Consider the following 24572-nt stretch of genomic DNA (forward strand, 5'->3'; position numbering starts at 1 on the left):
CGGAAAAACCGCACTGGCCCCCGGGGCGGCCCATGGCTAGTCTCTCGGCAGACAGGACAAGGGCCCCGGCATGGCGATCTACAACCTCGGCTCGATCAATATCGACCACACCTACCGCATGGCACATCTGCCCCGTCCGGGCGAAACGCTGGCCGCGCGCAGCCTTGTGACGGGGTTGGGCGGCAAGGGCGCGAACCAGTCCATCGCCATCGCGCGGGCGGGGGGGCTTGTGCATCACATCGGCGCGGTCGGCCCCGAGGGCGACTGGACCGCCGCGGCCCTGTCAAAGGCCGGGGTGCGCACCGATCACATCGCCCGCGGCGCCACCCCCACTGGTCACGCGATCATTGCCGTCGACGACGGGGCGGAAAATGCCATCATTCTCTTTCCCGGCGCCAATCGGCACATCGGCATGGCGGCGGTCGGCGCGGCCCTTGCCGGGGCAGTGCCGGGCGATTGGCTGCTTTTGCAAAACGAGACCAGTGCCGGGGTCGAGGCCGCCCGGCAAGCCAAGGCGCAAGGGCTGAAGGTCGCCTATTGCGCTGCCCCCTTCGACAGCGCGGCGGTGCGCGAGATCCTGCCCTTCACCGACCTCCTGTCGGTGAACGAGGTCGAAGAGGCCCAATTGCTGGCCGATCTGCCGACTGAGGCCCTCGCCGGCACCGCGCGCCTTGTCACCTACGGCGCAAAAGGCGCAGCGTGGCGGGCGGATGGGCAGGATGTTGCGGTGCCCGCGCTGCCGGTCACGCCGGTGGACACCACCGGGGCAGGCGACACCTTCCTTGGCTACGCGCTGGCCGGGCTGGACCAGGGCCACGACATCGCCCAAAGCCTCGCCCGCGCCGCCGCCGCCGCCGCCCTGCAAGTGACCCGCCCTGGCGCGGCCGAGGCGATCCCCGACGGGGCCGAGGTCGACGCCTTCCTCGCGGCCCGTGCCAACCGCTGACGCCCCCCGTTCAAGGTCAGGGCACGGGCGTGTCTGGCGTCAACGGTTGCCCCGCGCGGCCCGCCCTCAATGGGTGCGTTGGCCGCGAATCTCGCCCGGCGTCATCCCGGTCCAGCCGCGAAACGCGCGGTAAAAGCTGTTGGGATCACGAAACGCCAACAGGTACGAGATTTCTTCGATGCTGATATCCTGTTGCCGCAGGTAGTGCAGCGACAGCTCGGTTCGGGTGGCATTCAGGACCGATTGGAAACTCTCGCCCTCTTGCTTCAGCCGCCGATGCAGGCTGCGGGTGCTCATGCCCAGATGGCTGGCCAGCGCCCCCGATGTCGCACGGCCCGCCGGCAGCATCTCGACCAGCGCCGCCCGCACCCGCTTCGCGGTGGACCGCGTCGGACCGCTTTCAACCATCGCGCTTTGCAGATGCGGCTCGAACATCGCCCAAAGGTCGTCGTCATGGCTGATCAACGGCAAGCGCGCGACCTCGTCCGACCACAGCAAGCCGCCCTCGTTCCCATAGGTCACTTCCGTGCCCAGAAACCGCGCCAACCGGGCCGGATCGCCGGGATAGGCGGGCAGGGTAAAGCGGCGGGGAACGACCTCTTCGCCGGTCTGGTTGCGGATCAGGTTGACCAGGAAGATCAGCTCGAAGGCCAGCAGGCTGTCGGGCAGGGGCTCTGCCGGATCGACCGACCCGAACCCCAGAAGCAGCCCCGCCTCTTGCCGCGCGACCATCAGCCGGAACGGCCCTGCCAGCGGCTTGAACAGCGACAGCCGTTCCAGCCCGACCTGCACTGTCGGGCTACAGGCAAAGGCAAAGACGGCGGGCACGAATTGGCCCCGCGCGGTCGCCATGGCCAGATCGAAGGCCATTTCCGGCCTGCGCAACTCGGCCTCCGCCGCGCGCCACAGGTCAAAGACCTGCCGCGCCGTTGCTCCGCGCTGCTCGTGTTCCAGCATGTCGGGCGGCATCCCGGCCCGGCGCAGCACCCGCTGCGGGTCGATCCGCAGCGCCCGGCACAAAAGCATCATGGATTTGGCGAAAGGGTATCTGTCGGTCGGGGCCATCACCTGCGTCCTTGCCAGTTTCAAGGCGCAGCCTATCCCCGACGGCAGGGGTGGGTCACTGGCAAATCCCGCCAACTCGCTTGCAAAACCGGCCCCGAGGCCCTGGTTCGTCGTCGCGAAAAATCGCCAAAACGGTGCACAGGGGGTGTACAGGGGGTGTACGCGGGGCGACGACGGCCTGTTTCGGCCTCGAAACGCCCTAATCGGACAGCGCGCGCCAGCCAATATCGGTGCGGTTGAACCCCTCTGGCCAGTCCACCTGCTCCACCATCGCATAAGCCCGGTCGCGCGCCTCTTGCAGGCTGTCCCCGCGCGCCGTCAGGGCCAGAACCCGCCCCCCCGTGGCCAGCAATTTGCCGTCCCTCCGGGTGGTGCCCGCGTGAAAACACATCTCGTGGCTTGTCTCAGCAATAGCGCTCAACCCATTGATCTCTGTGCCTTTTTCATAGGGTCCGGGATAGCCTTTGGCCGCCATGACCACGGTCATCGCATGGTCATCGGCCCAGTTGACGGCCATCTCGGCCAGACGCCCCTCGGCGGTGGCCAGCATCAGGTCCAGCGCCTGCGCGCCTAGGCGCAGCATCAGGCATTGGCACTCGGGATCGCCAAAGCGCACGTTGTATTCAATTAGCTTCGGCTGCCCGTCCTTGATCATCAGCCCGGCAAACAGAACCCCCTGGAAAGGCGCCCCCCGTTTCGCCATTTCCGCCATCGACGGCTCGATGATTTCTTCCATTGTTTTCCGAATGATAGCATCCGTCATCACCGGCGCGGGAGAGTAGGCGCCCATGCCCCCGGTGTTGGGCCCTTCGTCGCCATCATAGGCGCGCTTGTGGTCCTGCGCGGTGCCGATGGGCAGCACGGATGTGCCGTCCGACAGCACGAAAAAGCTGGCCTCTTCACCGTCGAGGAATTCCTCGATCACCACATCCGCGCCCGCCCCGCCAAAGGCCCCGCCGAACATGTCGTCGATGGCGGCAAGCGCGGTTTCCTGGTCCATCGCCACGATCACGCCCTTGCCCGCGGCCAGCCCGTCGGCCTTGACCACGATCGGCGCGCCTCGGGCACGGATATAGTCCTTGGCCGGGCCTGCCTCGGTGAACCGGGCATAGGCCGCCGTGGGGGCGTTCGAGGCGTCGCAGATCGCCTTGGTAAAGCTTTTGGAGGCCTCCAGTTCCGCTGCCGCTTTCGACGGGCCGAAGGTCAGGATACCGGCGTCACGCAGGGCGTCAGCGACGCCTGCTGCCAGCGGCGCTTCCGGGCCGATGATAACGAAATCAATGGCTTCCTCGGCGCAGAGGTCCAGCACCGCGCCCGTGTCCTCGGCATTGATCGCCGCGCATTGCGCGATGGTTTCGATGCCGCCATTCCCCGGGGCCACGATCAGCTTGTCGCATTTGGGGTTTTGCAACACCGCCCATGCCAGCGCATGTTCGCGCCCGCCGCTGCCAAGGATCAGAATATTCACGGCCCGTGTCCCTCGTCTGGAAATCCTGAGGTCTCCTAGCGAATGCAGGCGGGGCATACAAGCAAGGCGCTTTGGGCTGGCCCCCGGAAAGGCCGGGCGCTAGGGTCTCGCGCATGAGTGATTTGCTGGACGACGACGAACCGGGCAACGCCCCGGAATTCACGGTTTCCGAACTTTCGGGGGCGGTCAAACGCTCGATCGAGGGGGCGTTTTCCCATGTCCGTGTGCGCGGTGAGATCGGGCGGTTGTCGCGGCCCCGGTCGGGGCATGTTTACCTTGACCTGAAGGATGACCGCTCGGTTCTGGCCAGTGTCATCTGGAAGGGTGTTTCGGCGCGTCTGGCGACCCAGCCCGAAGAGGGAATGGAAGTGATCGCCACAGGGCGAATGACGACCTTTCCCGGTCAGTCGAAATACCAGTTGGTGATCGAGGACATCCGCCCCGCTGGCATGGGCGCGCTGATGGCGATGCTGGAAAAGCGCAAGCAGGCCCTGACGGCAGAGGGACTGTTTTCTGAAGAGCGCAAGCAGGCGCTGCCCTTCCTGCCCGAGGTGATCGGGGTCGTGACCTCGCCTTCGGGCGCGGTGATCCGCGATATCCTGCACCGCTTGCGGGACCGGTTCCCGCGCAAGGTGCTGATCTGGCCGGTGGCGGTGCAGGGGCAGAACTGCGCACCGGAAGTGGCCCGCGCGATCCGCGGCTTCAACGCGTTGCCCGCGGGGCGGTTGCCCCGGCCCGATCTGCTGATCGTGGCGCGCGGGGGCGGATCGTTGGAAGACCTATGGGGCTTCAACGAGGAAATCGTCGTGCGGGCGGCGGCGGAAAGCGCCATCCCGCTGATTTCCGCCGTGGGGCACGAGACGGACACGACGCTGATCGACTACGCCGCAGACCGGCGCGCGCCGACCCCCACGGCTGCGGCCGAGATGGCGGTGCCGGTGCGGCTGGACCTGCTGAACTGGGTGGGCGATCAGGGCGCGCGGCTGACCTATGCGACAACGCAGGCGGTGCGGCTGCGGCGACAACGCTTGGGCGATCTGGCGCGCGGGTTGCCCCGGCCAGAAGCCTTGGTGGAAGCGGCGCGGCAGCGACTGGATTGGCTGGGGTCCGGCCTTGATCCGGCCTTGCGGGCGCTGACGCAGAAACGGCGGATGCAATACGAAACGCAGGCCGCGCGGCTGGCCCCGGCGTTGGAACGGGGGGTGTCCAAACGGCGAGTGGAGCTTGGCCGGGCCGAGGCGGGCCTGTCCCCTGCGCGGCTGTCCTACGGGTTGTGGCAACGGCGGGACGGGTTGGGAAAACTGGCCGCCAGGATGAGCCCGCAGCGGCTGGCCGATCGCACCGCCCGCGACCGGCAGCGCTTCGATGACCTGTCGGCGCGGTTTGTCCGAACCGCCGAACAGGGCGTTGCGGCGCGCAAGGACCGGTTGGAGTCGCTGGACCGGTTGCGCCAGACGCTTGGCTACACCGAAACGCTGAAACGCGGCTATGCCGTTGTGCGCACGGGCGATGGCGTTGTGACCCGCAAGGCGGATGCCGAGGGCCATGCGCGGTTGGACATCGAGTTTTCCGATGGCAAACTGGGCGTATTGGCAGAGACCGGCCCTGCGAAGGCCAAGACCCGCAGCGCAAAGGAAGCCCCCGATCAAGGCAGCCTGTTCTAGCCGCGCGGTCCTTCGGCCATCACCTTGTCGGCCCGCTTGTCCATGATCCGCCGCCATTGGCGCGGCATCAAGGCCAGCATTGCCATGATCGGCAGCGACCACGGCAGGCGCGGCGCGTCGGCGGGCATTTCCAGCGCGTCATAAGGCGTTGCCGGGTGCATGTGGTGGTCGGAATGCGAGGGTGCGTTGACCATCAGGAAGGACGTGAACCCGCGCGGCGCGTTCCAGCTATGGCGCGGACCAACGGGTTCCAACCGGCCATCGGGCAAAGGCTGGCGATACAGGCCATAGTGCTGGATGTAGTCCGACAGCAGAACTTGACCGCCCGCCAAGAGGCCAAGGCCAAGCTGGCCGGTCAGGCCACCCGCGCCGCCAAGGGTGTAGGCCAGGGCAAGGGTCAGCACGCCGCCCCCGACATACCAGAGATAGGGGTTCGGGCCTTGCAAGCGTCGCGCGCCGCGGCGGCGTTCCGCGGCCAGTCCGGCGGCAAAAGAGTGCAGCCACGCGCGTGGCAGGAAGGCCCAGAAGGACTCGGCCGGGCGCGGTGTGTTGGGGTCGCTCGGTGTGCCGACATGGACGTGATGCACCAGCCGATGGGCCGAGACATGGTGGCCGAACAGCATCGTGACATAGACCGCCGCGCCAAGGCGGCGCAGGACGCGGGGGCTGCGGTGGATCAATTCATGCGCGTTCGGGTGGCTGATCTGCCCCAGAAAGCTGGCCGTGCCGAACAAGAGCGTGACGGTTTCCCCGATGCTGCGGGTTGCATCGCCAAAGGCGCGGACAGTGAGGATCAACAGGGCCAGATGCCCGAGTGCCAGCGCAGCAGAAAGGGTATCCGCCGCAGGCTCGTGCGGGTCGCCGCCCGGCGGTGGTGCCAGCAGATGATCCAGCCCGGCGGCCAGCAAGGTCAGCCAGACCAAGGCTGCCGCCGCCCACCAACCGCCGAAGAGTGCGGCCAGCAACAGCAGGGCCAGCGGTGGCAGAGTGGCAAGGGCATAGCGCCATGTGTGCATCGGCGGGTCTCCGGCAGGATTATTGACGCGCAGAGTGCCAGAGCCATGGGGTAACGCAAGGGCGCACTTGTTCGCAGGGGCGTGTCGCGGGCAGGGTGGGGCAAAGAGGGAGACATCATGACAGCGGCGATGATAGCGGCAGGTCTCGGGGCCTGCGTGGCGGTGGTTTACCAAGGCTTTGTCCCGGCCCCGGTCGGGGCGCTTCGCTCGGGGCTGAAGACTGTGCCGGTGGCGCTCTTTGCCCTAGCCGCGTTGCTGACGGGCGCCCCTTGGCTGGCGCTTGGCCTTGCCCTCGGGGCGCTTGGGGATTTCGCCCTGTCGCGCGCGGGCGAGCGGGCCTTCCTGATTGGGCTGGTCAGCTTTGCCGCCGCGCATCTGGTCTATGCGTGGCTGTTCGCGGCCGTGCCCGATGCGTTGTCCCCGACCGCCTTGAATGCGCCGCGCTGGCTAGGGGTTGGGGCGCTGGTCGCCATGGCACTGTCCACGCCGATCTGGCTGTTGCCCTTCACCGGAGCGCTGTCGCGGGCTGTGGCGGCCTATGTGGTGATCATCACCGCCATGGGCATCGCCGCGCTCCACCTGCCGGCGGCGCAGGGGGTGGCGATCTTCGGGGCCGGGCTGTTCGTGGCTTCTGACCTTGTGCTGGCCGTCGGCCTCTTCCGGCTGGCAGACGGCAGCCGACAGGCCCGCATCGCCGCGCATCTGGTGTGGCCGCTCTACTGGCTGGGGCAGGCGGGCATTCTGATGGGGATGGTCTGGGTGGGCGGCTAGGCCCTTTTCCTTTGGTGCGGGCCGTATTAGGTGGAACCAACCACCAGTGGGAGTTGCCGCGATGTCGTTCTTCAAGAAACTCAAGGACCGCATGTTCAAGTCCTCGTCGAAGCTCGACGAAGGGTTGGATGCGATCATCGAGGACGGCGCGGTCGACTCGCCGCAAGACCCTGACCGCGGGCCAGAGGCAGACGACCGGCGACCGTCGCCCGCCCCACAGGATGCGGCCAAGCCCGACCCGATCGCGGTGCCCGAGCCACAGGCCACACCAGATGCGAAACCCGGTCTTGTCGGGCGGCTCATGGGGCGCAGCGCGGCCCCGCGCCGGGCGCTCGACGATGACATGCTGGAAGAGCTGGAAGAGCTGCTGATTACCGCCGACATGGGGGTTGAAACCGCGATGCGGGTGACGGCGAACATGGCCGAGGGGCGCTTTGGCCGGATGATGACGGCGGCTGACATCAAGGGGCTGCTCAGCCACGAAATAGCCCGGATCATGGAGCCGGTGGCCCGCCCGCTGCCGATCTATCCCAAGACACCACAGGTGGTTTTGGTCGTGGGTGTCAACGGCTCGGGCAAGACCACGACCATTGGCAAGCTCGCCAGCCAATTCAAGGCCGCTGGCAAATCGGTGGTGATCGCGGCAGGCGACACCTTCCGCGCGGCAGCGGTCGAGCAGTTGCAGATCTGGGGCGACCGGGCCGGGGTTCCGGTTCTGACCGCGCCGGAAGGGTCAGACCCCGCCGCGCTGGCCTTTGACGCAATGACCAAGGCCGAGAACGAGGGCGCCGATCTTTTGATGATCGACACGGCGGGCCGGTTGCAGAACCGCGCCGACCTTATGGAGGAACTGGCCAAGATCGTCCGCGTGATCCGCAAGAAAGACCCCGACGCGCCGCATAACACGCTGCTGGTGCTGGACGCGACCACGGGTCAGAACGCACTGTCTCAGGTCGAGACTTTCCAGAAGATGGCCGATGTCTCGGGTCTTGTGATGACGAAACTCGACGGCACCGCCAAGGGCGGCGTTCTGGTGGCTCTGGCCGACAAGTTCGGTCTACCGATCCATGCCATCGGCGTGGGCGAACAGATCGACGACCTCGCGCCCTTCGATCCAACCGATTTCGCCAATGCCCTGACAGGGGCCGAAGGGTGAGCGCTAATTTCCGTTGCCGCGCAGGTGTTCCGTTTTTCGGAGCAGCCAGAGAACGATGAGCACCATCACCGTGGCAAGGATCGCAAGCGGAAGGCGGCCCGCGCCGCAGACCATGCCGATGGCCCCGGACAACCACATGCTCGCCCCGGTGGTCAGCCCGTGCACGGTGCCGCTGCCATGGATGATCACGCCCGCCGCCAGGAACCCCAGGCCCGCCGTGACCGCGTTGATGATGCGTAAGGGATCGGCGCGCAGGCCATCGGCGGCGGCTTGCTGGGTGGCGCCTGCAATGATGTCGAAGCCCAGAAGCGTGACCAGACAAGCCGCCAGAGCCATCAGCAGGTGGGTGCGGAACCCGGCGGATTTCTGGTGCATCTCGCGTTCCCAGCCAATCGCGCCACCAAGCACCATCGCGGCGATCAGTCGAAGCGACAGCACCGAGAAGGGCAGCGCGTCAAATGGGTGCAGGAAGTCGTTGAACAGGTCGGTCGCCATGGGGGCCTCGTGCCGCTGGTCGGACCCTATCGGTAGCGCCGGGCATCTGACCTGTCGAGGGGGCAGGGCATGAGCGCGTGGCTGGTGTCCATTGCTGGAACGCCCCTTGGGGCGACACTGGCAACCGGGCTGGCGCTGCTGGCGGCGCTCTTGCACGCGATTTTCGGGGCGTTGCAGAAGGGGCGGCACGATCCGCTGCTGTCGCGCGGGATCATCGACGCAAGCTATGGTCTGTTGGCCGCACCTGTCGCCCTGTTCGTGGTGCCGTGGCCCGAGCCGCACATGTGGCCGATCTTCGGGCTGATGATGCTGATCCATATCGGCTACAAGGCGGCGCAGGTCTCCAGCTACAAGCGGGGGGCCTATACCGTGGTGTATCCGGTCATGCGCGGCACCGGGCCGCTTTTCGCGGTGGTCGGGGCCACAATCTTCTTTGGCGAGCATTTCAGCCTGCAACAGTGGATCGGGGTGGTGACGCTGCTCTCGGGGATCTACGGGCTGGCGCTGTATAACCTGCGCACCATCACCGTGGCGCGGGAAACGTTGGTGCCCGCCCTATGGCTGGCGGTGCTGACCGGGCTCTTCGTGGCGGCCTATACCACCTATGATGCCTATGGCATTCGTGCGACGGCCGATCCCTTTACCTTCCTTGCATGGTTCTTTTTCCTCGACGGAATCACCATGCCGGTCGTGGCCTATTACGCCTTTCGCCGAATGCCCGCGCCGCCCGCCTTCTGGCCGCTTGCCCTGCGCGGTATGATCGGCGCGGTTGTCGCGGTGGTCAGCTTCGGGTCTATCATGCTGGCGACCCGGCTGGACCAGGTGGGGCAGGCGGCGGTCCTGCGCGAAACCTCGACCGTGTTTTCCGCCCTTATCGGCTGGCTGATGCTGGGCGAACGGGTCGGCCCGCGCCGATTGGCCCTTATGGGGTTGATCGCGGCGGGGGCGGTGATAGTTGAGATGGGCGGTTAGGAAAGGCCCCGATTATGGACGAAGTGAAGGTCAACCCGTATCTGAAAAGCGCATTGGAACTGGGGCCACCGGTCCTGTTCTTCGTCGCCTATCTGTGGCTGAAGGACGAAACCTTTACCATTGGCGGGCATGACTATAGTGGCTTCATCGTGGTGACGGCGGGGTTCGTGCCGCTCTTGCTGGCCTCTATCGCGGCGCTGTGGAAACTGACCGGGCGGCTCAGCCGGATGCAGATATTCACCGCCGTCCTTGTCGTGGTCTTCGGCGGGCTGACCGTCTGGTTTGACGACGAACGTTTTTTCAAGATGAAGACGACGCTGGTCTATTCCTTTTTCGTGATCTTGCTGGGGATCGGCTTGTTGCGTCGGGAAAGCTGGCTTGAATTCGTGATGGGCGAGATGCTGCCCATGAAGCGCGAGGGCTGGATGATCCTGACCCGGCGGCTGGCAGCAGCCTTTGCCGTCATGGCCGCCGCGAACGAGATCGTCTGGCGCACCCAAACCACCGAGGTCTGGGTGCCGTTCGAAACCTTTGTCCTTCCCGGGTTCCTCTTCGTGGTCTTCATGGCCCAGGCCAAGCTGTTCGAGCGCTACATGATCGACCCCGGCAAGGACGAGGGCGAGACCCGCCCTTAACCCCCGAAGCCCAAGATCGGGAACCAGTCAACCGGGCGGGCCTGGCCCGAAGAATCCTGCAATCGTGGACTGTTGTGCTGTGGCTGGTCCAAGCGGGCAGGCCAGGAGGCACCCTGGTCAGTAACCGGAAATGCTAAACAAGCGGTGCCTTTGCTGCTATACTGGTTAGGTTCGAAGGATATTTGAGCGATTTCTGACGGAGAGCGGTGTCGCTCCAATGTCGCGGCTGGTCACCGTCTCCTGTATTGCTGGGGAGGAAAATCCATGAGTGCCGACGACATTGATACCCAGCCCGATCGGGCCACCTTGACCGATGATGACATTGTTTCACGAAAGATTGGGCGACGGCGGTTGCTACGCGGTCTGTCGCTGCTTGGCGCAAGTGCCCTGATCGGACGTCCTGCTTCGCTGCGGGCGCAGGTCTTTATCCCACAGACCGAATGCTATGGCGTGGAATGCGATCCCAATTACAACTCGCAAGGCACCTATGGGCCGCCTGCCGGGCATGGTGGAAATCAGGGCCTTCCGGGCCATGACACCTATGGCGGCGGCAGTCAGGCCGGGCGCTGTCTGTCCCGAACCGGGTTTTCGGATTCCGACTGGGGGCAATTCGCCGACGCCCAAGGCTGCGGGCGCTTTGGCCCGACCCAGACGGGTTACACCGATTGCGACAATGGCCCGAGTGCCGATCCCGGTGGATACGGCAATGGACAGACCCGGATGACAGGACTGACCGATTCAGACGGCGGGGCCTTCGCCGACTATGCGCAATGTGGGCGGCGCGGGTATTAGGGTTATGTGACCACTCCCCACGGTCAGCTGGATCACCGGCCGCGTTTGGGGCCCCTTGGGGCCTTTCCGGGGGCTTTCACGACCTTCCGGGCAGGGGGGCGCGTGGGTTTTTTCTTCGCCTCGGCATGGCCTTCCGGCAGGTCGATTCCCAGTTGATCGCGCAAGACCTTGGGCTTGATTTCCTCGACTGCGCCGGGTTTCAGCTCATTCAGCCGGAAGGGGCCGTAGCTGACCCGGATCAGCCGGTTCACATCCAGCCCCACTTCGCCCATGGCGCGGCGAATTTCGCGGTTCTTGCCTTCGCGCAGGCCGACGGTCAGCCACGCATTCGCACCCTGTTGGCGGTCAAGCGTCACGTCCATGGGCTGAAAACGCTCGCCTTCGATGGTGACCCCTTTGCGCAGCGGCGCCAGATCTTCGTCCTTGGGGGTGCCCTTGACCCGGACGCGGTATTTGCGCAGCCAGCCGGTCGAGGGCAATTCCAGCTTGCGCTTGACCCCGCCATCATTGGTCAGCAGCAAAAGCCCCTCGGAATTGAGGTCGAGGCGCCCGACGCTCATCACCCTCGGCATCCCCTCGGGCAGCTTGTCGAAGACCGTTTCGCGGCCCTTCTCGTCGCTGGTGGTGGTCACAAGACCGGTCGGCTTGTGGTACAGCCACAGTCGCGGGCGGTCGGGGGTGCCGACCTCCTTGCCGTCAACGGTGATGGTGTCGCTCTCGGTCACGTTCAGCGCCGGGCTGTCGATTTTCTTGCCGTTCACGGTCACGCGCCCGGCCTCGATCATGCGCTCGGCCTCGCGGCGGCTGGCGATACCCGCGCGGGACAGAACCTTGGCGATGCGGTCGCCGTCTGGGGTGTTGGTGCTCATGGGCTGGACCTAGCGGTTTGACAGCGGCTTGGAAAGCGGCAAAGGAAGGGTATGAGCGGTTTCACAAGCCATATGGCGCGTGCCATGGACCAAGCGCGGGCCGCGGCGGAGGCTGGCGAAGTGCCTGTCGGCGCGGTGGTGGTCGGCCCAGATGGAACAGTGCTGGCGAAAACCCGCAACCGGATGCGTGAACTGCGCGACCCGACGGCCCATGCCGAGATGCTGGCCATTCGCGCGGCGTGCGCGACGCTCGGCTCGGAACGGCTGACCGGCTGCGATCTTTACGTCACGCTCGAGCCGTGCCCGGCCTGCGCCGGTGCAATCAGCGCGGCGCGCATTGCCCGGCTCTACTACGGGGCGGCGGACCCCAAGTCTGGCGGCGTGGCTCAGGGGCCGCGGGTGTTCGACCACCCGCAAGCCCATCACAAGCCCGACGTCTACTGCGGCATCGGTGAACGCGAGGCGTCGGAGTTGCTGCGCGACTTTTTCGCAAAGCGCCGGGGCGAAGGGGCGCCCGATCGACCGGCCTGATCCGGCGCTGCCTTGACGCCACGCCGCCCTGACCATGTCAGATCGTGATCGCCTCCAGCACTTGTGGCTCGACCACATCGACGTCCGGCAGGGCCGCTGCCAATGTTTCCGCCGATTGTTCGAGGATCGGGAAGGTGCGGTAGTGGCAGGGGATCAGGGTCTTGAAGTTGAAGAAGGTCTTGGCCGCGTAGGCCGCGCGTTTCATGTCCATTGTGAAATGCCCCCCCGCCGACAGAATGCCGATATCGGGCGCATGCAGATCGTTGAAGATCTTCATGTCCGACATCACGTCCGTGTCGCCCGAGAAATAGATCGTGCGGCCTTCGCCCGCGATCATGAACCCGCATTCGGTGCCCCCCCATTTCGGCCCGTCCGGCATGCCGAAGCTGGACGAATGCAGCGCGTTCACCATGGTTACGGCGACATCGCCCAACTGCACCGTGCCGCCCTTGTTGAAGCCGACGGTCTCGATATGCTCGTGCTCTTGCCAGAACGACATCAGGTCGAACTGGCCCACCACCGGGATCTTCTTTTCGCGCGCAAGGTCGAGCGTGTCGGCAACATGATCGAAATGGGCGTGGGTCAACAGTATATGCGTGGCCCCGTCGATGGCCTCGGCCTTCCTGGCCTCGGGGAAGAGGGGGTTGCCGGTGAACCACGGATCGACCAGCAAGACCTGCCCTGCGATCTCGATGCGGAAACTGCCGTGGCCTAGCCAGATGATATTCATGAAACCCTCCTGTCGCTGTCTTTCGTAACAGGGTAGCGGTGGCGCGGCGCTCGTCAAACCGGATTCCGCAACGGGGCGGCGTTCCGGCGCTTGCGGCCACGCGCGTGGGGCTTTAAACCCGAGCGCGATCAAGACAGCCCAAGCCCGAAGGGACCCGGCCCCATGTCCATCGACATCGACACCGCCGCCCGCGTCGCGAAACTCGCGCGGATCAAGGTGGAAGACCAGGATCTGCCCGCGCTGGCAGGAGAATTCAACGCCATCCTCGGTTTCATCGAACAGCTTCAAGAGCTGAACGTGGATGATGTCGAGCCGATGACCTCGGTCACGCCGATGCGCCTGACACGGCGCGAGGACGCGGTCACCGATGGCAACCAACAGGGCAAGGTTCTGGCAAACGCGCCCGATGCGCGCGAGGGTTTTTTCGCGGTTCCGAAGGTGGTTGAATAATGTCTGACCTGAACAAACTGACCATTGCCGAGGCGCGCGACGCGCTGCGCAAGGGCGAGACCACCTCGGTTGCGTTGACCGAAAGCTGCCTGTCGGCGATCGACGGGGCGGATGCGCTTGGCGCCTTCGTGCACAAGACGCCCGAGATCGCGCTGGAGCGCGCCAAGGCCGCCGACGCCCGCATCAAGGCAGGCGACGCGCCTGACATGTGCGGCATCCCGGTGGGCATAAAGGATTTGTTCTGCACCGAGGGCGTGCCGTCGCAGGCCGCATCCAAAATCCTCGAAGGCTTCCTGCCGCAGTATGAATCGACTGTTTCGGGCAAGCTGAAGGATGCCGGGTCGGTCATGCTCGGCAAGCTCAACATGGACGAGTTCGCCATGGGCAGCTCGAACGAGACCAGCGTTTACGGCAACGCGGTGAACCCGTGGAAGACCGGTGACGACCTGCTGACGCCCGGCGGTTCGTCTGGCGGGTCGGCGTCTGCCGTGGCTGCCGACCTCTGCCTCGCCGCGACCGGAACCGACACCGGTGGCTCGATCCGCCAGCCTGCGGCCTTCACCGGCACCGTGGGTTTGAAACCCACCTACGGGCGCTGCTCGCGTTGGGGCATCGTGGCGTTTGCAAGCTCGCTCGATCAGGCTGGCCCGATGACCAAGACCGTGCGCGACGCGGCGATCATGGGCGCGGCGATGATGGGCCACGATCCCAAGGACAGCACTTCCGCCGACATGGCGGTGCCGGATTTCGAAGCGATGCTGACCGGTGATATCCGCGGCAAGGTGATCGGAATTCCCAAGGAATACCGGATGGAGGGTATGCCCGCCGAGATCGAAAAGCTTTGGCACGACGGCGCCGAAATGCTGCGCGATGCGGGTGCCGAGATCCGCGATATCAGTCTGCCGCACACCAAATACGCGCTGCCCGCCTATTACGTGGTGGCCCCGGCAGAGGCGTCCTCGAATCTCGCACGCTATGACGGGGTGCGTTTTGGCCATCGCGCCAAGCTGGCGCAAGGCGACGGCATTACCGAGATGTATGAAAAGACCCGCGCCGAGGGCTTCGGAGCCGAGGTGCAGCGCCGCGTGATGATCGGCACCTACGTCCTGTCGGCGGGCTTTTACGATGCCTATTACAACCGGGCCCGCAAGGTGCGTGCGTTGATCAAGAAGGATTTCGAGGATGTTTTTGCCGCTGGCGTGGACAGCATCCTGACCCCCGCCACGCCGTCGGCGGCCTTTGAACTGGGCAAGGACGTGTCGGACCCGGTCGAGATGTATCTCAACGACGTCTTTACCGTGACCGTGAACCTTGCCGGTCTGCCGGGCATTGCCGTGCCCGCCGGGCTCGATGCACAGGGCCTGCCGCTTGGGCTGCAACTGATCGGCCGTCCGTGGGAAGAGGGTGATCTGCTGAACACCGCCTACGCCATGGAACAGGCCGCCGGCTTTGTGGCGAAGCCCGCGAAATGGTGGTAGACACCGCCGAAACGCGAGAGTGAGGTTGGGCGAATGCGGACGATTGCGATGACGGGCCTTGCTGTCCTGATGCTTGGGGCCTGTGCGTCCCAGCCCGATGATTCACGCGGCGTGGGCTTTTCCGACTATTCCCAGGACCGGGCTGCGCGCGAAGCTGCCCTGCGCGGAACCGGCCAACCCCAGACGGTGCTGCCCCCGGCAGAGCGGTCGGAGGCTGAAATCTCCGCGTTGGCCGAAGGCGCGATTGCCGCGGCTGAATCAGGTCAGGCCACTGCCGCCGCCCCCCCGGTCGGCACCGCGCATGTGGCCATTTCGGATGAGCAGGATTTCGGCGCCGTATCGGAACGCGAAAGCATCGAGAGCGACGCCGAACGCCTGCGCCGGATGCAGGAACAGCGGGTCGAGGTGGCGCCGACCGCCGTGCCCGAGCGGCCCGACTCGACCGGACCGAATATCATCCAGTATGCCCTGTCCACCAGCCATCCCGTTGGCCAGCAAATGTATCGACGCATGAATTTGGCGGCGGGTGCCCGGCACGAGCGCAACTGCCTGTCCTACCGGTCGGATGACCTTGCGCAGGAGGCATTCTTGCGAATGGGCGGCCCCGGACGTGACCGGCAGGCGCTGGACCCCGATGGCGACGGTTATGCCTGCGGATGGGATCCCACCGTCTATCGTAACGCCGCAACGGCTGCTGCGCAGGGACAGTGAGCCGCTCTCCCAATTTCGGTGCGCGACGGGCCGGGCTGCGGCCCGAACTGGTGGTCTTGCACTACACCGCGATGGACAGTTGCGACGCCGCGGCCCGGGCGCTTTGCGATCCGGCGCGTGAGGTTTCGGCCCATTACCTGATTTCCGAGACGGGCGAGGTTCTGGAACTCGTCCCCGAGCCGATGCGGGCATGGCACGCGGGGGCGGGGGAGTGGGGCGGACGCGGCGACGTCAATTCCCGCTCTATCGGGATCGAACTGGCCAATACCGGGGCCACCCCGTTCGCGGCGCGCCAGATCGCGGCGCTGGAGGTCTTGCTGTCCGGCATCCTGTCCCGCTGGAAGGTTCCGGCCAAGGGCGTCATCGCGCATTCCGACATGGCTCCGGGGCGCAAGATCGACCCCGGCCCCCGCTTTGACTGGCGGCGTCTGGCACGGCAGGGGCTGGCGGTCTGGCCAGGCCCGACCGGGGGGATTGCGCCAGATGAAAGGGCCTTTCGGGCCGCCGCAGAACGCTTTGGCTACCCTCGCGAGGTGCCCTTTGAGTTGTTGCTGGCCACGGTGCGCCTGCGCTTCCGACCCCGTCACGCGGGACCACTGGATATCCGCGATATGGGGCTGATCTGCGATCTCGCCGACAGGTTCCCCGCGAACGGGGCTTGACCTTACCGATGGCCCGCCCCTACATGCCGCTCGCGCGGAGGGCCGGATGGCCGCGGGCAGGGCAACCTGTCCGAGGAAAGTCCGGACTCCCTGAAGCAACGGTGCCGGGTAACGCCCGGGCGGAGCAATCCGACGGAAAGCGCCACAGAAAACAGACCGCCCATGGACGGGTCGGGCAACCGATACCCCCCATGGGTAAGGGTGAAACGGTGGAGTAAGAGACCACCGCGCCGCTGGCAACAGGGGCGGCACGGCAAGCCCCACCGGGAGCAACGCCAAATAGGGACCTCGCGTGCGTGCCACAGGGACGCTTCAGCCCGAGAGGTCCGGGTTGGCAGCTGGAGCCAGCGGGCAACCGCTGGCCTAGAGGAATGGTCATCGAACCGGGGGAACCCGGGGAACAAAATCCGGCTTACAGGCCCTCCGCGCATATTTTCCTGACGTTTTCGGCCCCCCGGACGGTGGGCGATCTGTCATTCCCCCGTCATGGATCATCCGTTAGACAGGCGCGATGACACACGACCCGTCCTCCCATCCGCTGGCCCAGTTGATCCGCGTTTTCGGGCGCATCGGGCTGTTGTCCTTCGGTGGCCCGGCCGCGCAGATCGCGTTGATGCATCGGGAACTGGTCGAGGTGCGGCCATGGTTGAGCGAACGGCAATTCCTTGGCGCGCTGTCTTTCTCGATGCTGCTGCCCGGGCCCGAGGCGATGCAACTGGCCACCTATGCGGGCTGGCGACTGCGCGGCACGCAGGGTGGGCTGATCGCGGGCGGGTTGTTCATCCTGCCCGGTGCGGTGGTGGTGATGGCGCTTGCCGCGCTCTACGTTCGTTTCGGGCAGGTGCCGCTGGTCTCGTCGCTTTTCCTCGGAATCAAGGCCACGGTGATGGTGGTGGTCGTCGAGGCCCTGTTGCGTGTCAGTCGCAAGGCATTGAAGGGCCGGTTGCCCTATGGTCTGGCTGGGCTGGCCTTCCTCGGGTTGTTTGCCTTCAACCTGCCGTTTCCCGTGATCATCGCGGCTGCGGCTGGGGTGGGGGCACTCGCCATGGGGCGGGCGACCGAAGAAACCCCCGCAGCCCCGGTCGCTTGGCGCGGAACGCTGAGCACCGTGCTGGTCTGGGGCGGGCTGTGGTTGCTGCCCGTGCTGGCGTTATGGGTGATTGCCCCCACGGCGGTGTTGACCGAAGTGGGGTTGTTCTTTGCCAAGCTCGCGGTGGTGACCTTTGGCGGGGCCTATGCCGTGCTGGCCTACATGGTGCAGCAAGTGGTCGGCGATTTCGGCTGGCTGACCACGGGGCAGATGATGGACGCGCTCGGATTGGCCGAGACGACGCCAGGACCGCTGATCCTGGTGACAGAGTTCGTGGGCTTTCTGGCCGGGGCCGGGCAGGGGGGGCTTGGCTTTGGGGTGCTGGCGGCACTGGTCACGCTGTGGGTCACTTTCGTGCCCTGTTTCCTTTGGATTTTTGCCTTCGCGCCCTATGTCGAATGGATTACCGCGCAGCCGCGCCTGAACGGCGCGCTGTCCGGCATCACTGCCGCCGTGGTGGGGGTGATTCTGAATCTTTCGCTCTGGTTTGGGCTGCATGTCTTGTTCGGCGAGGTGGCGCAGGTCGGTGTCGGCCCCGCCGCCGTGTGGCTGCCGCAGCTTTCCAGCGTCGATCCGGGGGCGATTTTGCTGGCTTTTCTGGCTGGCGTTTTGCTGTTGGTCCGCAAATGGGACTTGCTGGCGGTGCTGCCCGTATTGGCGGCTTGTGGCGTGCTCTGGCAGCTTGGGATTGTGCCGCTTTTCGGTTGACACCCCGCCGCACCACGGTAAAAGGCACGCTCAACCAGAGACATGAGCGCAAGGGCCGACGCGGCGCGCGCGCCCCGCTTTGCAGGAGTTTAACATGGCGAAGCCGACCACCATCAAGATCCGCCTGAATTCCACGGCGGGCACCGGCCACTTCTACGTGACCAAGAAAAACGCGCGTACGATGACGGAAAAGATGACCGTGCGCAAATATGATCCCGTCGTGCGCAAGCATGTCGAGTACAAGGAAGGCAAGATCAAGTGATTTGATCGCCTTCAGGTGTCTGCCGAAAAGGGTCGCGCTGGTTTCAGACGCGGCCTTTTTCTTTGGCGGGTCGGACGATGAACTGCGCATGGAAAAAGGGCCGGGGATGACCCCGGCCCTTGACGTTTCGAAGCGGCTCAGCCCGGTCAGTTGCGATTGCCGAGGAACTGCAGCAGGAACATGAACAGGTTGATGAAGTCGAGGTAGAGGCGCAACGCGCCCATGATTGCCGACTTGCCAAGCCATTCCTCGTCCATGTGGCGGGCGTGTTCGACATACTCGTTCTTGATCGACTGGGTGTCGTAGGCGGTCAGGCCCGCGAAGATCAGGACGCCCAGAACCGAGATGACGAAGTGCAACGCCGAACTGGCAAGAAAGATGTTCACGATCGACGCGACAATGATACCGATCAGGCCCATCATCAGGAAAGTGCCGAGGCCCGAGAGGTTCTTCTTCGTGGTGTAGCCATACAGGCTGAGCCCCGCGAAGGCGATCGCGGTGATCAGGAAGGTCTGCACGATGGAGATGCCGGTGAAGACCGAGAAGATCCAGCTGATCGAGATGCCCATCACCGCCGAGAAGGCGTAGAAGAACAGTTGAGCACCGGCCGCAGAGATGCGGTTGATCATGGCGCCGAAGGCAAACACCATGAGGAGGGGCGCGAACATGACGGCCCACCCAAGGATATTGGGTTGCAGCGTCGCCGGGTCGCGGAAAATTGCCAGCATGGCGGGCGATGTGCCGATACCCCATGCAGCGCCAGCGGTTACCAGCAGGCCAACGGACATCGTCCCGTAGACCTTGTTCATGTGGGCGCGCAGGCCCTCGTCAATCTGTGCGGCACTGATGCCGCCCGCGCGTGCGCGCATCGTGTCGAATTCAGCCATCTATTCCTCCAGAAAGGCATATGTTGAGTGGTGAAACGAAAAACGCCCCACCTTCTCCCTAATATCGGGAAGGCGGGGCGCTATTTCAAGATTCGCCAGACAGGGAGAGAGCGTCTTTTTAGAGCGAAATCTTTTGCGTGATCACATCAGCCAGCGCTGCGGCACGTCCCAGACGGGACGAGAGGTCTCGCGCGCGACATCCGCCTCGGTCAGGCCAAGGTCACGGCGGGCATTGTCGTCCAGCCGGACAAGCGCGCGGCGCTGACGCCATGCTGCAAGGCCTGCCTGGATGCGGACGAGGGCGAGAGTGCCGAAGGGGGCGGAAAAGCGGGGGGAGGTGAGAACGTGGGCCATGGTGGAAGCTTTCAATTTCGTGAAGATCGGCGTGAGTTTGATTTCGATGCTTGATATATAGAGCGGGTATTTGCATTATGAAAATGAATGTTTATGAACACACACATGACAGAACGTGATGTAAGATTGGAAAGGGCCACCCCATGAGAAACCTCGACATGACTGCGCTGCGTGCCTTTGTCACCGTCTCGGATGCGGGCGGGGTCACCAAGGCCAGCGGGTTGCTGAACCTGACCCAATCCGCAGTCTCCATGCAATTGAAAAGACTGGAAGAAAGCATCGGGGTCGGGCTGTTCGACCGGACCGCCCGCAAGCTGGCCCTGACAAATGCGGGCGAGCAGATGCTCAGCTATGCCCGCAAGATGCTGACCCTCAATGACGAGGTGCTGGCCCGGCTGACGGCCACCGAATACGAGGGCGAACTGATGCTCGGTGTGCCGCATGACATCGTTTACCCGGCGATTCCGCAGGTTTTACACCGGTTCAACGCGGCCTACCCCCGGATGAAGGTGCAACTTGTCAGCTCCTACACCTCGCGCTTGCGGCGAATGCTGGAACGCGGCGAGGTGCATCTTGCCTTGACCACCGAGTCGGCACTGGACAGCGGCGGCGAGACCTTGATGGAGCGCCCCCTTGTCTGGGTCGGCGCGATCAACGGGCATGAATGGCGACAGCGGCCCCTGCGGCTGGCCTTTGAGCAATTGTGCATCTTTCGCAAGCCGGTGCAGGAAGCGTTGGATCGGGCCGGGATCACGTGGGAAATGGCGGTCGAGAGTGATTCAAGCCGCACGGTCGAGGCCTCGATCAGCGCCGATCTGGCGGTTCACGCCTGTATCGAAGGGGCAGAACCGCCCTATGTCGAGGAAATCCACCATAACGGCGCCCTGCCTACGCTGCCGACGATCAAGATCAACATGTATGGGGCGGAAACGGCCAAGAGCGAGCCGGTTCAGGCACTGGCCGAAATGGTGCGCCGGGCCTATCAGGCGATGTAAGGGGGCGGCCTGTCAGCCGCCCGCCAGTTTTTGTAGCAGAAAGATCTCGCTGTCCGGGTCGACGGGGTGGTTGCGGCTGTTGGGCACGATCTGTCCATCCACCGCGACCGAAACCCCGCGCTGGAGCGCAGGCTCCAGCCCCGGGTGCGCCGCCACCAGACTGTCAAGGACCTGGCCCACGGTCGCGCCCGGCACTTCCACCATCTCCTTGCCATCTGCCAGCGACCGAAGCCCGGACCAGAGATGCACTTCTGCCATCAGCCCTTGCCCTGGATCGCCGCCAATACGCGAGAGGGGCGCAACGGCAGGTTGCAGATCCGCTTGCCGGTCGCTTCGCGGACTGCGTTGGCGACGGCCGGAAGCGGCGGTGTGATGCCGGTTTCCCCGACGCCGCGCACGCCGTAGGGGTGGCCGGGGTTCGGAACCTCGACGATCACCGTGTCGATCATCGGCAGATCCGAGGCCACCGGCACGCGGTAATCGAGGAAGACCGGGTTTTGCAGGCGGCCATCTTCGCCGTAGATATATTCCTCGTTCAAGGCCCACCCGATGCCCTGAGCGGCACCGCCCTGGAACTGGCCCTCGACATAGGCGGGGTGGATGGCCTTGCCCGCGTCTTGCACCACGAGATAGCGCAAGATGGTCGTGCGGCCGGTTTCGGGATCGACCTCGACATCGACGACATGGGTGCCGAAGCTGCCCGAGAAGCCAGCGGGGGAATCCTCGAAATGGCCCGAGATCGGCCCGCCGGTCGAGCCCATCTCGCCCGCGATTTCAGCCAGGGACATCGGCGGAAATTCCCCGGCATTGGGGCCAGAGGGTTTGGCGCAGCCGTCTTCCCAGATCACCGCCTCGGGGTCGATGCCCCATTTGTCGGCCGCGCGTTTGCACAGCTTGCCGATACAGTCCTCGGCCGAGCGGATTGTGGCAAGCCCGCTGGCATAGGTCGCGCGGCTGCCATGGGTCGGTTCGTTCACGCCGAGCGCTCCGGTGTCCGAAATGTTGACGCGAACGTCCTCGTAAGGAATGCCGAAGGCTTCCGCCGCCATCAGCGCCATCGAGGCCCGGCTGCCGCCGATATCGGGCGTGCCGATGGAAACAGTGACCGTACCGTCCTCGGAAATCGCAACGGAGGCAGAGGTTTCACCGCCCCAGTTCATCCAATAGCCCGAGGCCACGCCCCGCCCCTGATTGGGGCCGAGCGGCGCGGAATAGTTGGGGTGGGTCTTGGCGGCCTCCAGTGTTTCCACCAGACCGATGGGCCCGAATTTCGGGCCGAAGGTGGCACGGGTGCCTTCACGCGCGGCATTTTTCAGGCGGGTGTCGATCGGGTCGAGGCCAAGCTCTCGGCACAGTTCGTCAATGGTGCTTTCAGTGGCGAAGGCCGCCATCGGAGCACCAGGCGCGCGGTAGGCGGCCTGTTTCGGACGGTTGGTGATCACGTCGTAGCCGATGTGATGCACGTTCTCGATGTCGTAATTGGCAAAGGCGAGCATGGTTGTCACATCGACCGGTGCGCCGGGGAAGGCGCCGCCCTGCATGCGGAACGTGCCGTGGGCGGCAGTGATCTTGCCATCCTTCGTCATGCCCATCTTGATGTCCATCGAGGCCGAAGCGGTCGGCCCCGTCGCCCGCAGCACTTCGTTCCGGCTCATCACCATCTTGACCGGCTTGCCGCCCGTCTTTCGGCTGAGGGCCAGCGAGAGCGGTTCTATGAACACGGTCGTCTTGCCGCCGAACCCGCCGCCTATTTCAGAGGGCGTCACGCGGATATTGGTGGTCTCGATGCCCAGAACGGCGGTGGACATGCGGCGCACGAACCAGTGGCCCTGGGTGCAGACCCACAGCTCGCCCCGGCCATCCTCGCCCATTTGGCCAAGGCAGGCATGGGGTTCGATATAGCCTTGGTGCGCGGCTTCGGTGGTGTAGCTGCGTTCGATGATCAGATCGGCTTCGGCAAAGCCCTTGTCGAGATCGCCCCGACCGGAGTCGAAATAGCGCACCACGTTGGGATGCAGGCCCTCGGGCACCGAGAAATCGGCCGCGCCTTCGCGGATGACGGGCGCGTCGTCCTTCATCGCCGCATCCACATCGGTGACGTGAGGCAGAACCTCGTAATCCACCTCGATCAGCTTGACCGCGTCGCGCGCGATCAGCGGCGAGGTGGCGGCAACAGCGGCGACGGCATGCCCATCGTAGAGCGCCTTTTCCCCGGCCATGCAGTTTTCCTGCAGGTTCCAGTCCTCGCCGTCCAATCCGTCGGGGAAGTCGGCGCGGGTCACCACGGCCTTGACACCTTTCAGGGCCAACGCCTTGGAGGCGTCGATCTTGACGATCCTCGCGTGGGCGTGCGGGCTGCGCAGCACCGCGCCATGCAGCATCCCCGGCATCGAGATATCCGCGCCGTAGCGCGCCCGGCCCGTCACCTTGTCGAGCCCATCGGGGCGGTCCGGTGTTGTGCCGATGTATTTGTAGGCGGTCTTTTGTCCGTCCAGAGCCATTACGATGCCTCCCGCATTTCGGCAGCCGCATCCATCACGGCGCGCACGATCTTGTCATAGCCGGTGCAGCGGCACAGGTTGCCGGCCAGCCAGTACCGGATTTCGGTCTCGGTTGGGTCGGGGTTCTTTTCCAACAGGTTCTTGGCCGCGACCAGAATGCCCGGTGTGCAGATCCCGCATTGCAGGGCCGCGTGTTCGATGAACTTGCGTTGCAGGGGGTGCAGCTTTTCACCCTCCGCGATGCCCTCGACAGTGCCGATCTCGGCTCCGTCCGCCTCGACCCCGAGCACGAGGCAGGAACAAACCAGCCTGCCGTCCAGAGTTACCGAACAGGCACCGCAATCGCCGGTGCCGCAGCCTTCCTTGACGCCCATGATGCCGGCGTGGTCGCGCAGACAATCAAGCAGGGTTTCACGGGTGTCGCAGAGAAATTCGACCTCGTCGCCATTCACGGTGGCGGTGATGTGTTGCTTGCTCATGCGCTTGCTCCTTTTGCCCGGTCATAGGCGATCTTGGCCGCCCGTTTTGCCAGCACACCTGCCACATGGGTACGGAATTCGATGGTGCCACGTTTGTCGTCGATGGGGCTACAGGCGGCCGAGGCCGCGTGCGCCAACCCGTCGAGCGTCGCGTCATCCAGCGTGGTGCCGATGATCGCGTCGGCGCATTCGGCAACCAGCCGGGCCGTCGGGGCGACCGCGCCAAGGGCCACGCGCGCCTGCGCGATGGTGTCGCCGTCGAGACGCAGGTTCACCGCGCAGCCGACCACCGCGATGTCCATTTCGGTGCGCGGGATGAAGCGCAGATAGGCGTCGCCTCCGTTTGCGCCGCGCGCCGGGATGGTGATGGCGGAAATCAATTCGCCCTTGGCCAGTACCGTTTTGCCAGGGCCGGTCGGAATCTCCTCGACGGGCACCTCCCGGCTGCCGTTCGGGCCTGTCACGGTGGCGGTGCAGCCCGCCGCGATCATGCCGGGCACGGAATCCGCCGCCGGAGAGCCGTTGCACAGGTTGCCTGCCAGCGTCGCGCGGCCTTGCACCTGCGTGGACCCGATCAGGTCCATGCCTTCGACCAGTCCGGGCCACTCTGCCGACAATTCGGCATGTTCTGTCATTTCGGCCCCCGAGACCGCCACGCCAAGGCGCCAGCCGCCATCGTCGGTGCGGGAAATGTCCTTCACGCCGGGGATATGCTTGATGTCGATCAGGTCGTCCGGCGTCAGGATGTCGGCCCGCAATTGCACCAGCACATCGGTGCCCCCGGCAAGGAAACGGATGGTGCCGTCAGAGGCACCTGCGATGGTCGAGGCTTGCTCGAAACTCGTGGGTCTGTGGTAGTTCATGTGATCTCCCCGAAAGGCGACG

27 protein-coding genes and 1 other RNA gene are annotated in these 24572 nt (G+C 65.1%); 16 read left to right on the plus strand and 12 right to left on the minus strand.

Annotated features, from left to right (window positions below; translation table 11 throughout):
- Window positions 1–70 precede the first annotated feature (70 nt).
- A complete protein-coding gene (locus BKY27_RS13930) occupies window positions 71–946 on the plus strand; it encodes a ribokinase (RefSeq protein WP_071675108.1) in 876 nt (291 codons plus the stop codon).
- A gap of 66 nt (window positions 947–1012) precedes the next feature.
- Here BKY27_RS13930 and BKY27_RS13935 read toward each other — a convergent pair whose 3' ends face one another.
- Window positions 1013–2011, minus strand: coding sequence for an AraC family transcriptional regulator (locus BKY27_RS13935; RefSeq protein ID WP_071675109.1), 999 nt, complete (start codon window positions 2009–2011; stop codon window positions 1013–1015).
- Between the two features lie 199 nt (window positions 2012–2210).
- Window positions 2211–3479, minus strand: coding sequence for a phosphoribosylamine--glycine ligase (gene purD, locus BKY27_RS13940; RefSeq protein WP_071675110.1), 1269 nt, complete (start codon window positions 3477–3479; stop codon window positions 2211–2213).
- Between the two features lie 113 nt (window positions 3480–3592).
- Between purD and xseA the strand changes: the two genes are divergently transcribed.
- Complete coding sequence (gene xseA / locus BKY27_RS13945) at window positions 3593–5143, plus strand: exodeoxyribonuclease VII large subunit (RefSeq protein WP_071675111.1); 1551 nt, start codon at window positions 3593–3595, stop codon at window positions 5141–5143.
- Here xseA and BKY27_RS13950 read toward each other — a convergent pair.
- On the minus strand, window positions 5140–6159 hold the full coding sequence (locus BKY27_RS13950) for an alkane 1-monooxygenase (RefSeq protein WP_071675112.1): 1020 nt from the start codon (window positions 6157–6159) through the stop codon (window positions 5140–5142). The two genes, xseA and BKY27_RS13950, sit on opposite strands and share 4 nt — an antisense overlap.
- Before the next feature lie 117 nt (window positions 6160–6276).
- On the opposite strand from BKY27_RS13950, the gene BKY27_RS13955 reads away from it, so the two are divergent.
- Both BKY27_RS13955 and ftsY read left to right on the plus strand, forming a co-directional pair.
- Window positions 6277–6930: a lysoplasmalogenase family protein gene (locus BKY27_RS13955; protein WP_071675113.1), complete on the plus strand. Its 654-nt coding sequence runs from the start codon at window positions 6277–6279 to the stop codon at window positions 6928–6930.
- A gap of 61 nt (window positions 6931–6991) precedes the next feature.
- Entirely contained in the window at window positions 6992–8086 is a 1095-nt protein-coding gene (gene ftsY, locus BKY27_RS13960; protein WP_071675114.1) for a signal recognition particle-docking protein FtsY, read from the plus strand.
- Between the two features lie 3 nt (window positions 8087–8089).
- Here ftsY and BKY27_RS13965 read toward each other — a convergent pair whose 3' ends face one another.
- Window positions 8090–8581 (minus strand): MgtC/SapB family protein, encoded by a 492-nt coding sequence (locus BKY27_RS13965; RefSeq protein WP_071675115.1) that lies wholly within the window; start codon window positions 8579–8581, stop codon window positions 8090–8092.
- A 69-nt stretch (window positions 8582–8650) separates the two neighbouring features.
- On the opposite strand from BKY27_RS13965, the gene BKY27_RS13970 reads away from it, so the two are divergent.
- The 3 genes from BKY27_RS13970 to BKY27_RS13980 all read left to right on the plus strand — a co-directional run bounded on the left by BKY27_RS13970 (window position 8651) and on the right by BKY27_RS13980 (window position 10980).
- Window positions 8651–9553: an EamA family transporter gene (locus tag BKY27_RS13970; RefSeq protein WP_071675116.1), complete on the plus strand. Its 903-nt coding sequence runs from the start codon at window positions 8651–8653 to the stop codon at window positions 9551–9553.
- A gap of 14 nt (window positions 9554–9567) precedes the next feature.
- Window positions 9568–10188: an inner membrane-spanning protein YciB gene (locus tag BKY27_RS13975; RefSeq protein ID WP_071675117.1), complete on the plus strand. Its 621-nt coding sequence runs from the start codon at window positions 9568–9570 to the stop codon at window positions 10186–10188.
- Window positions 10189–10452: 264 nt separating this feature from the next.
- Window positions 10453–10980: a hypothetical protein gene (locus BKY27_RS13980; protein WP_071675118.1), complete on the plus strand. Its 528-nt coding sequence runs from the start codon at window positions 10453–10455 to the stop codon at window positions 10978–10980.
- 32 nt (window positions 10981–11012) lie between these two features.
- Here BKY27_RS13980 and BKY27_RS13985 read toward each other — a convergent pair whose 3' ends face one another.
- On the minus strand, window positions 11013–11849 hold the full coding sequence (locus BKY27_RS13985) for a pseudouridine synthase (RefSeq protein WP_084667978.1): 837 nt from the start codon (window positions 11847–11849) through the stop codon (window positions 11013–11015).
- A 51-nt stretch (window positions 11850–11900) separates the two neighbouring features.
- Between BKY27_RS13985 and BKY27_RS13990 the strand changes: the two genes are divergently transcribed.
- Window positions 11901–12380: a nucleoside deaminase gene (locus tag BKY27_RS13990; RefSeq protein WP_071675176.1), complete on the plus strand. Its 480-nt coding sequence runs from the start codon at window positions 11901–11903 to the stop codon at window positions 12378–12380.
- 37 nt (window positions 12381–12417) lie between these two features.
- Here BKY27_RS13990 and BKY27_RS13995 read toward each other — a convergent pair whose 3' ends face one another.
- Window positions 12418–13110: a metal-dependent hydrolase gene (locus BKY27_RS13995; RefSeq protein ID WP_071675119.1), complete on the minus strand. Its 693-nt coding sequence runs from the start codon at window positions 13108–13110 to the stop codon at window positions 12418–12420.
- A gap of 162 nt (window positions 13111–13272) precedes the next feature.
- Between BKY27_RS13995 and gatC the strand changes: the two genes are divergently transcribed.
- From gatC to rpmG, 7 genes are all read left to right on the plus strand, one after another.
- Window positions 13273–13560, plus strand: coding sequence for an Asp-tRNA(Asn)/Glu-tRNA(Gln) amidotransferase subunit GatC (gatC, locus tag BKY27_RS14000; protein WP_071675120.1), 288 nt, complete (start codon window positions 13273–13275; stop codon window positions 13558–13560).
- Window positions 13560–15038, plus strand: coding sequence for an Asp-tRNA(Asn)/Glu-tRNA(Gln) amidotransferase subunit GatA (gatA, locus tag BKY27_RS14005; RefSeq protein ID WP_071675121.1), 1479 nt, complete (start codon window positions 13560–13562; stop codon window positions 15036–15038). The genes gatC and gatA overlap by 1 nt, the downstream gene beginning before the upstream one ends.
- Window positions 15039–15086: 48 nt before the next feature.
- Window positions 15087–15749, plus strand: coding sequence for a hypothetical protein (locus tag BKY27_RS14010; protein ID WP_233491846.1), 663 nt, complete (start codon window positions 15087–15089; stop codon window positions 15747–15749).
- The gene (locus BKY27_RS14015) at window positions 15746–16411 is read left to right on the plus strand and encodes an N-acetylmuramoyl-L-alanine amidase (protein ID WP_071675123.1); all 666 of its coding nucleotides are present in this window, start codon (window positions 15746–15748) and stop codon (window positions 16409–16411) included. The genes BKY27_RS14010 and BKY27_RS14015 overlap by 4 nt, the downstream gene beginning before the upstream one ends.
- A gap of 34 nt (window positions 16412–16445) precedes the next feature.
- Window positions 16446–16842, plus strand: an RNA gene (gene rnpB / locus BKY27_RS14020) — RNase P RNA component class A.
- Between the two features lie 80 nt (window positions 16843–16922).
- Window positions 16923–18209, plus strand: coding sequence for a chromate efflux transporter (gene chrA / locus BKY27_RS14025; protein WP_071675124.1), 1287 nt, complete (start codon window positions 16923–16925; stop codon window positions 18207–18209).
- Between the two features lie 94 nt (window positions 18210–18303).
- On the plus strand, window positions 18304–18471 hold the full coding sequence (gene rpmG / locus BKY27_RS14030) for a 50S ribosomal protein L33 (RefSeq protein ID WP_007799108.1): 168 nt from the start codon (window positions 18304–18306) through the stop codon (window positions 18469–18471).
- A 146-nt stretch (window positions 18472–18617) separates the two neighbouring features.
- On the opposite strand, the gene BKY27_RS14035 is transcribed toward rpmG, so the two are convergent.
- Together BKY27_RS14035 and BKY27_RS14040 are read right to left on the minus strand one after the other, a co-directional pair.
- Window positions 18618–19358, minus strand: coding sequence for a Bax inhibitor-1/YccA family protein (locus BKY27_RS14035; RefSeq protein WP_071675125.1), 741 nt, complete (start codon window positions 19356–19358; stop codon window positions 18618–18620).
- A 141-nt stretch (window positions 19359–19499) separates the two neighbouring features.
- Complete coding sequence (locus BKY27_RS14040; RefSeq protein WP_071675126.1) at window positions 19500–19712, minus strand: DUF1127 domain-containing protein; 213 nt, start codon at window positions 19710–19712, stop codon at window positions 19500–19502.
- 143 nt (window positions 19713–19855) lie between these two features.
- Here BKY27_RS14040 and BKY27_RS14045 point away from each other — a divergent pair, with 143 nt between their 5' ends.
- A complete protein-coding gene (locus BKY27_RS14045; RefSeq protein ID WP_071675127.1) occupies window positions 19856–20707 on the plus strand; it encodes a LysR substrate-binding domain-containing protein in 852 nt (283 codons plus the stop codon).
- Window positions 20708–20719: 12 nt separating this feature from the next.
- Here the strand turns inward: BKY27_RS14045 and BKY27_RS14050 are convergent, their stop codons facing one another.
- Genes BKY27_RS14050 through BKY27_RS14065 form a run of 4 tightly spaced genes read right to left on the minus strand, consistent with a single transcriptional unit; the run spans window position 20720 to window position 24550 of the window.
- A complete protein-coding gene (locus BKY27_RS14050) occupies window positions 20720–20965 on the minus strand; it encodes a MoaD/ThiS family protein (protein ID WP_071675128.1) in 246 nt (81 codons plus the stop codon).
- Window positions 20965–23208, minus strand: a complete 2244-nt coding sequence (locus BKY27_RS14055) for a xanthine dehydrogenase family protein molybdopterin-binding subunit (RefSeq protein WP_071675129.1) — start codon at window positions 23206–23208, stop codon at window positions 20965–20967. Before BKY27_RS14055 ends, BKY27_RS14050 begins: the two co-directional genes overlap by 1 nt.
- Complete coding sequence (locus tag BKY27_RS14060) at window positions 23208–23687, minus strand: (2Fe-2S)-binding protein (RefSeq protein ID WP_071675130.1); 480 nt, start codon at window positions 23685–23687, stop codon at window positions 23208–23210. Before BKY27_RS14060 ends, BKY27_RS14055 begins: the two co-directional genes overlap by 1 nt.
- On the minus strand, window positions 23684–24550 hold the full coding sequence (locus tag BKY27_RS14065; protein ID WP_071675131.1) for an FAD binding domain-containing protein: 867 nt from the start codon (window positions 24548–24550) through the stop codon (window positions 23684–23686). The genes BKY27_RS14060 and BKY27_RS14065 overlap by 4 nt, the downstream gene beginning before the upstream one ends.
- Window positions 24551–24572 lie beyond the last annotated feature (22 nt).

Source organism: Nioella nitratireducens (genome assembly GCF_001879715.1).
GTDB classification, from domain to species: Bacteria; Pseudomonadota; Alphaproteobacteria; order Rhodobacterales; family Rhodobacteraceae; genus Nioella; species Nioella nitratireducens.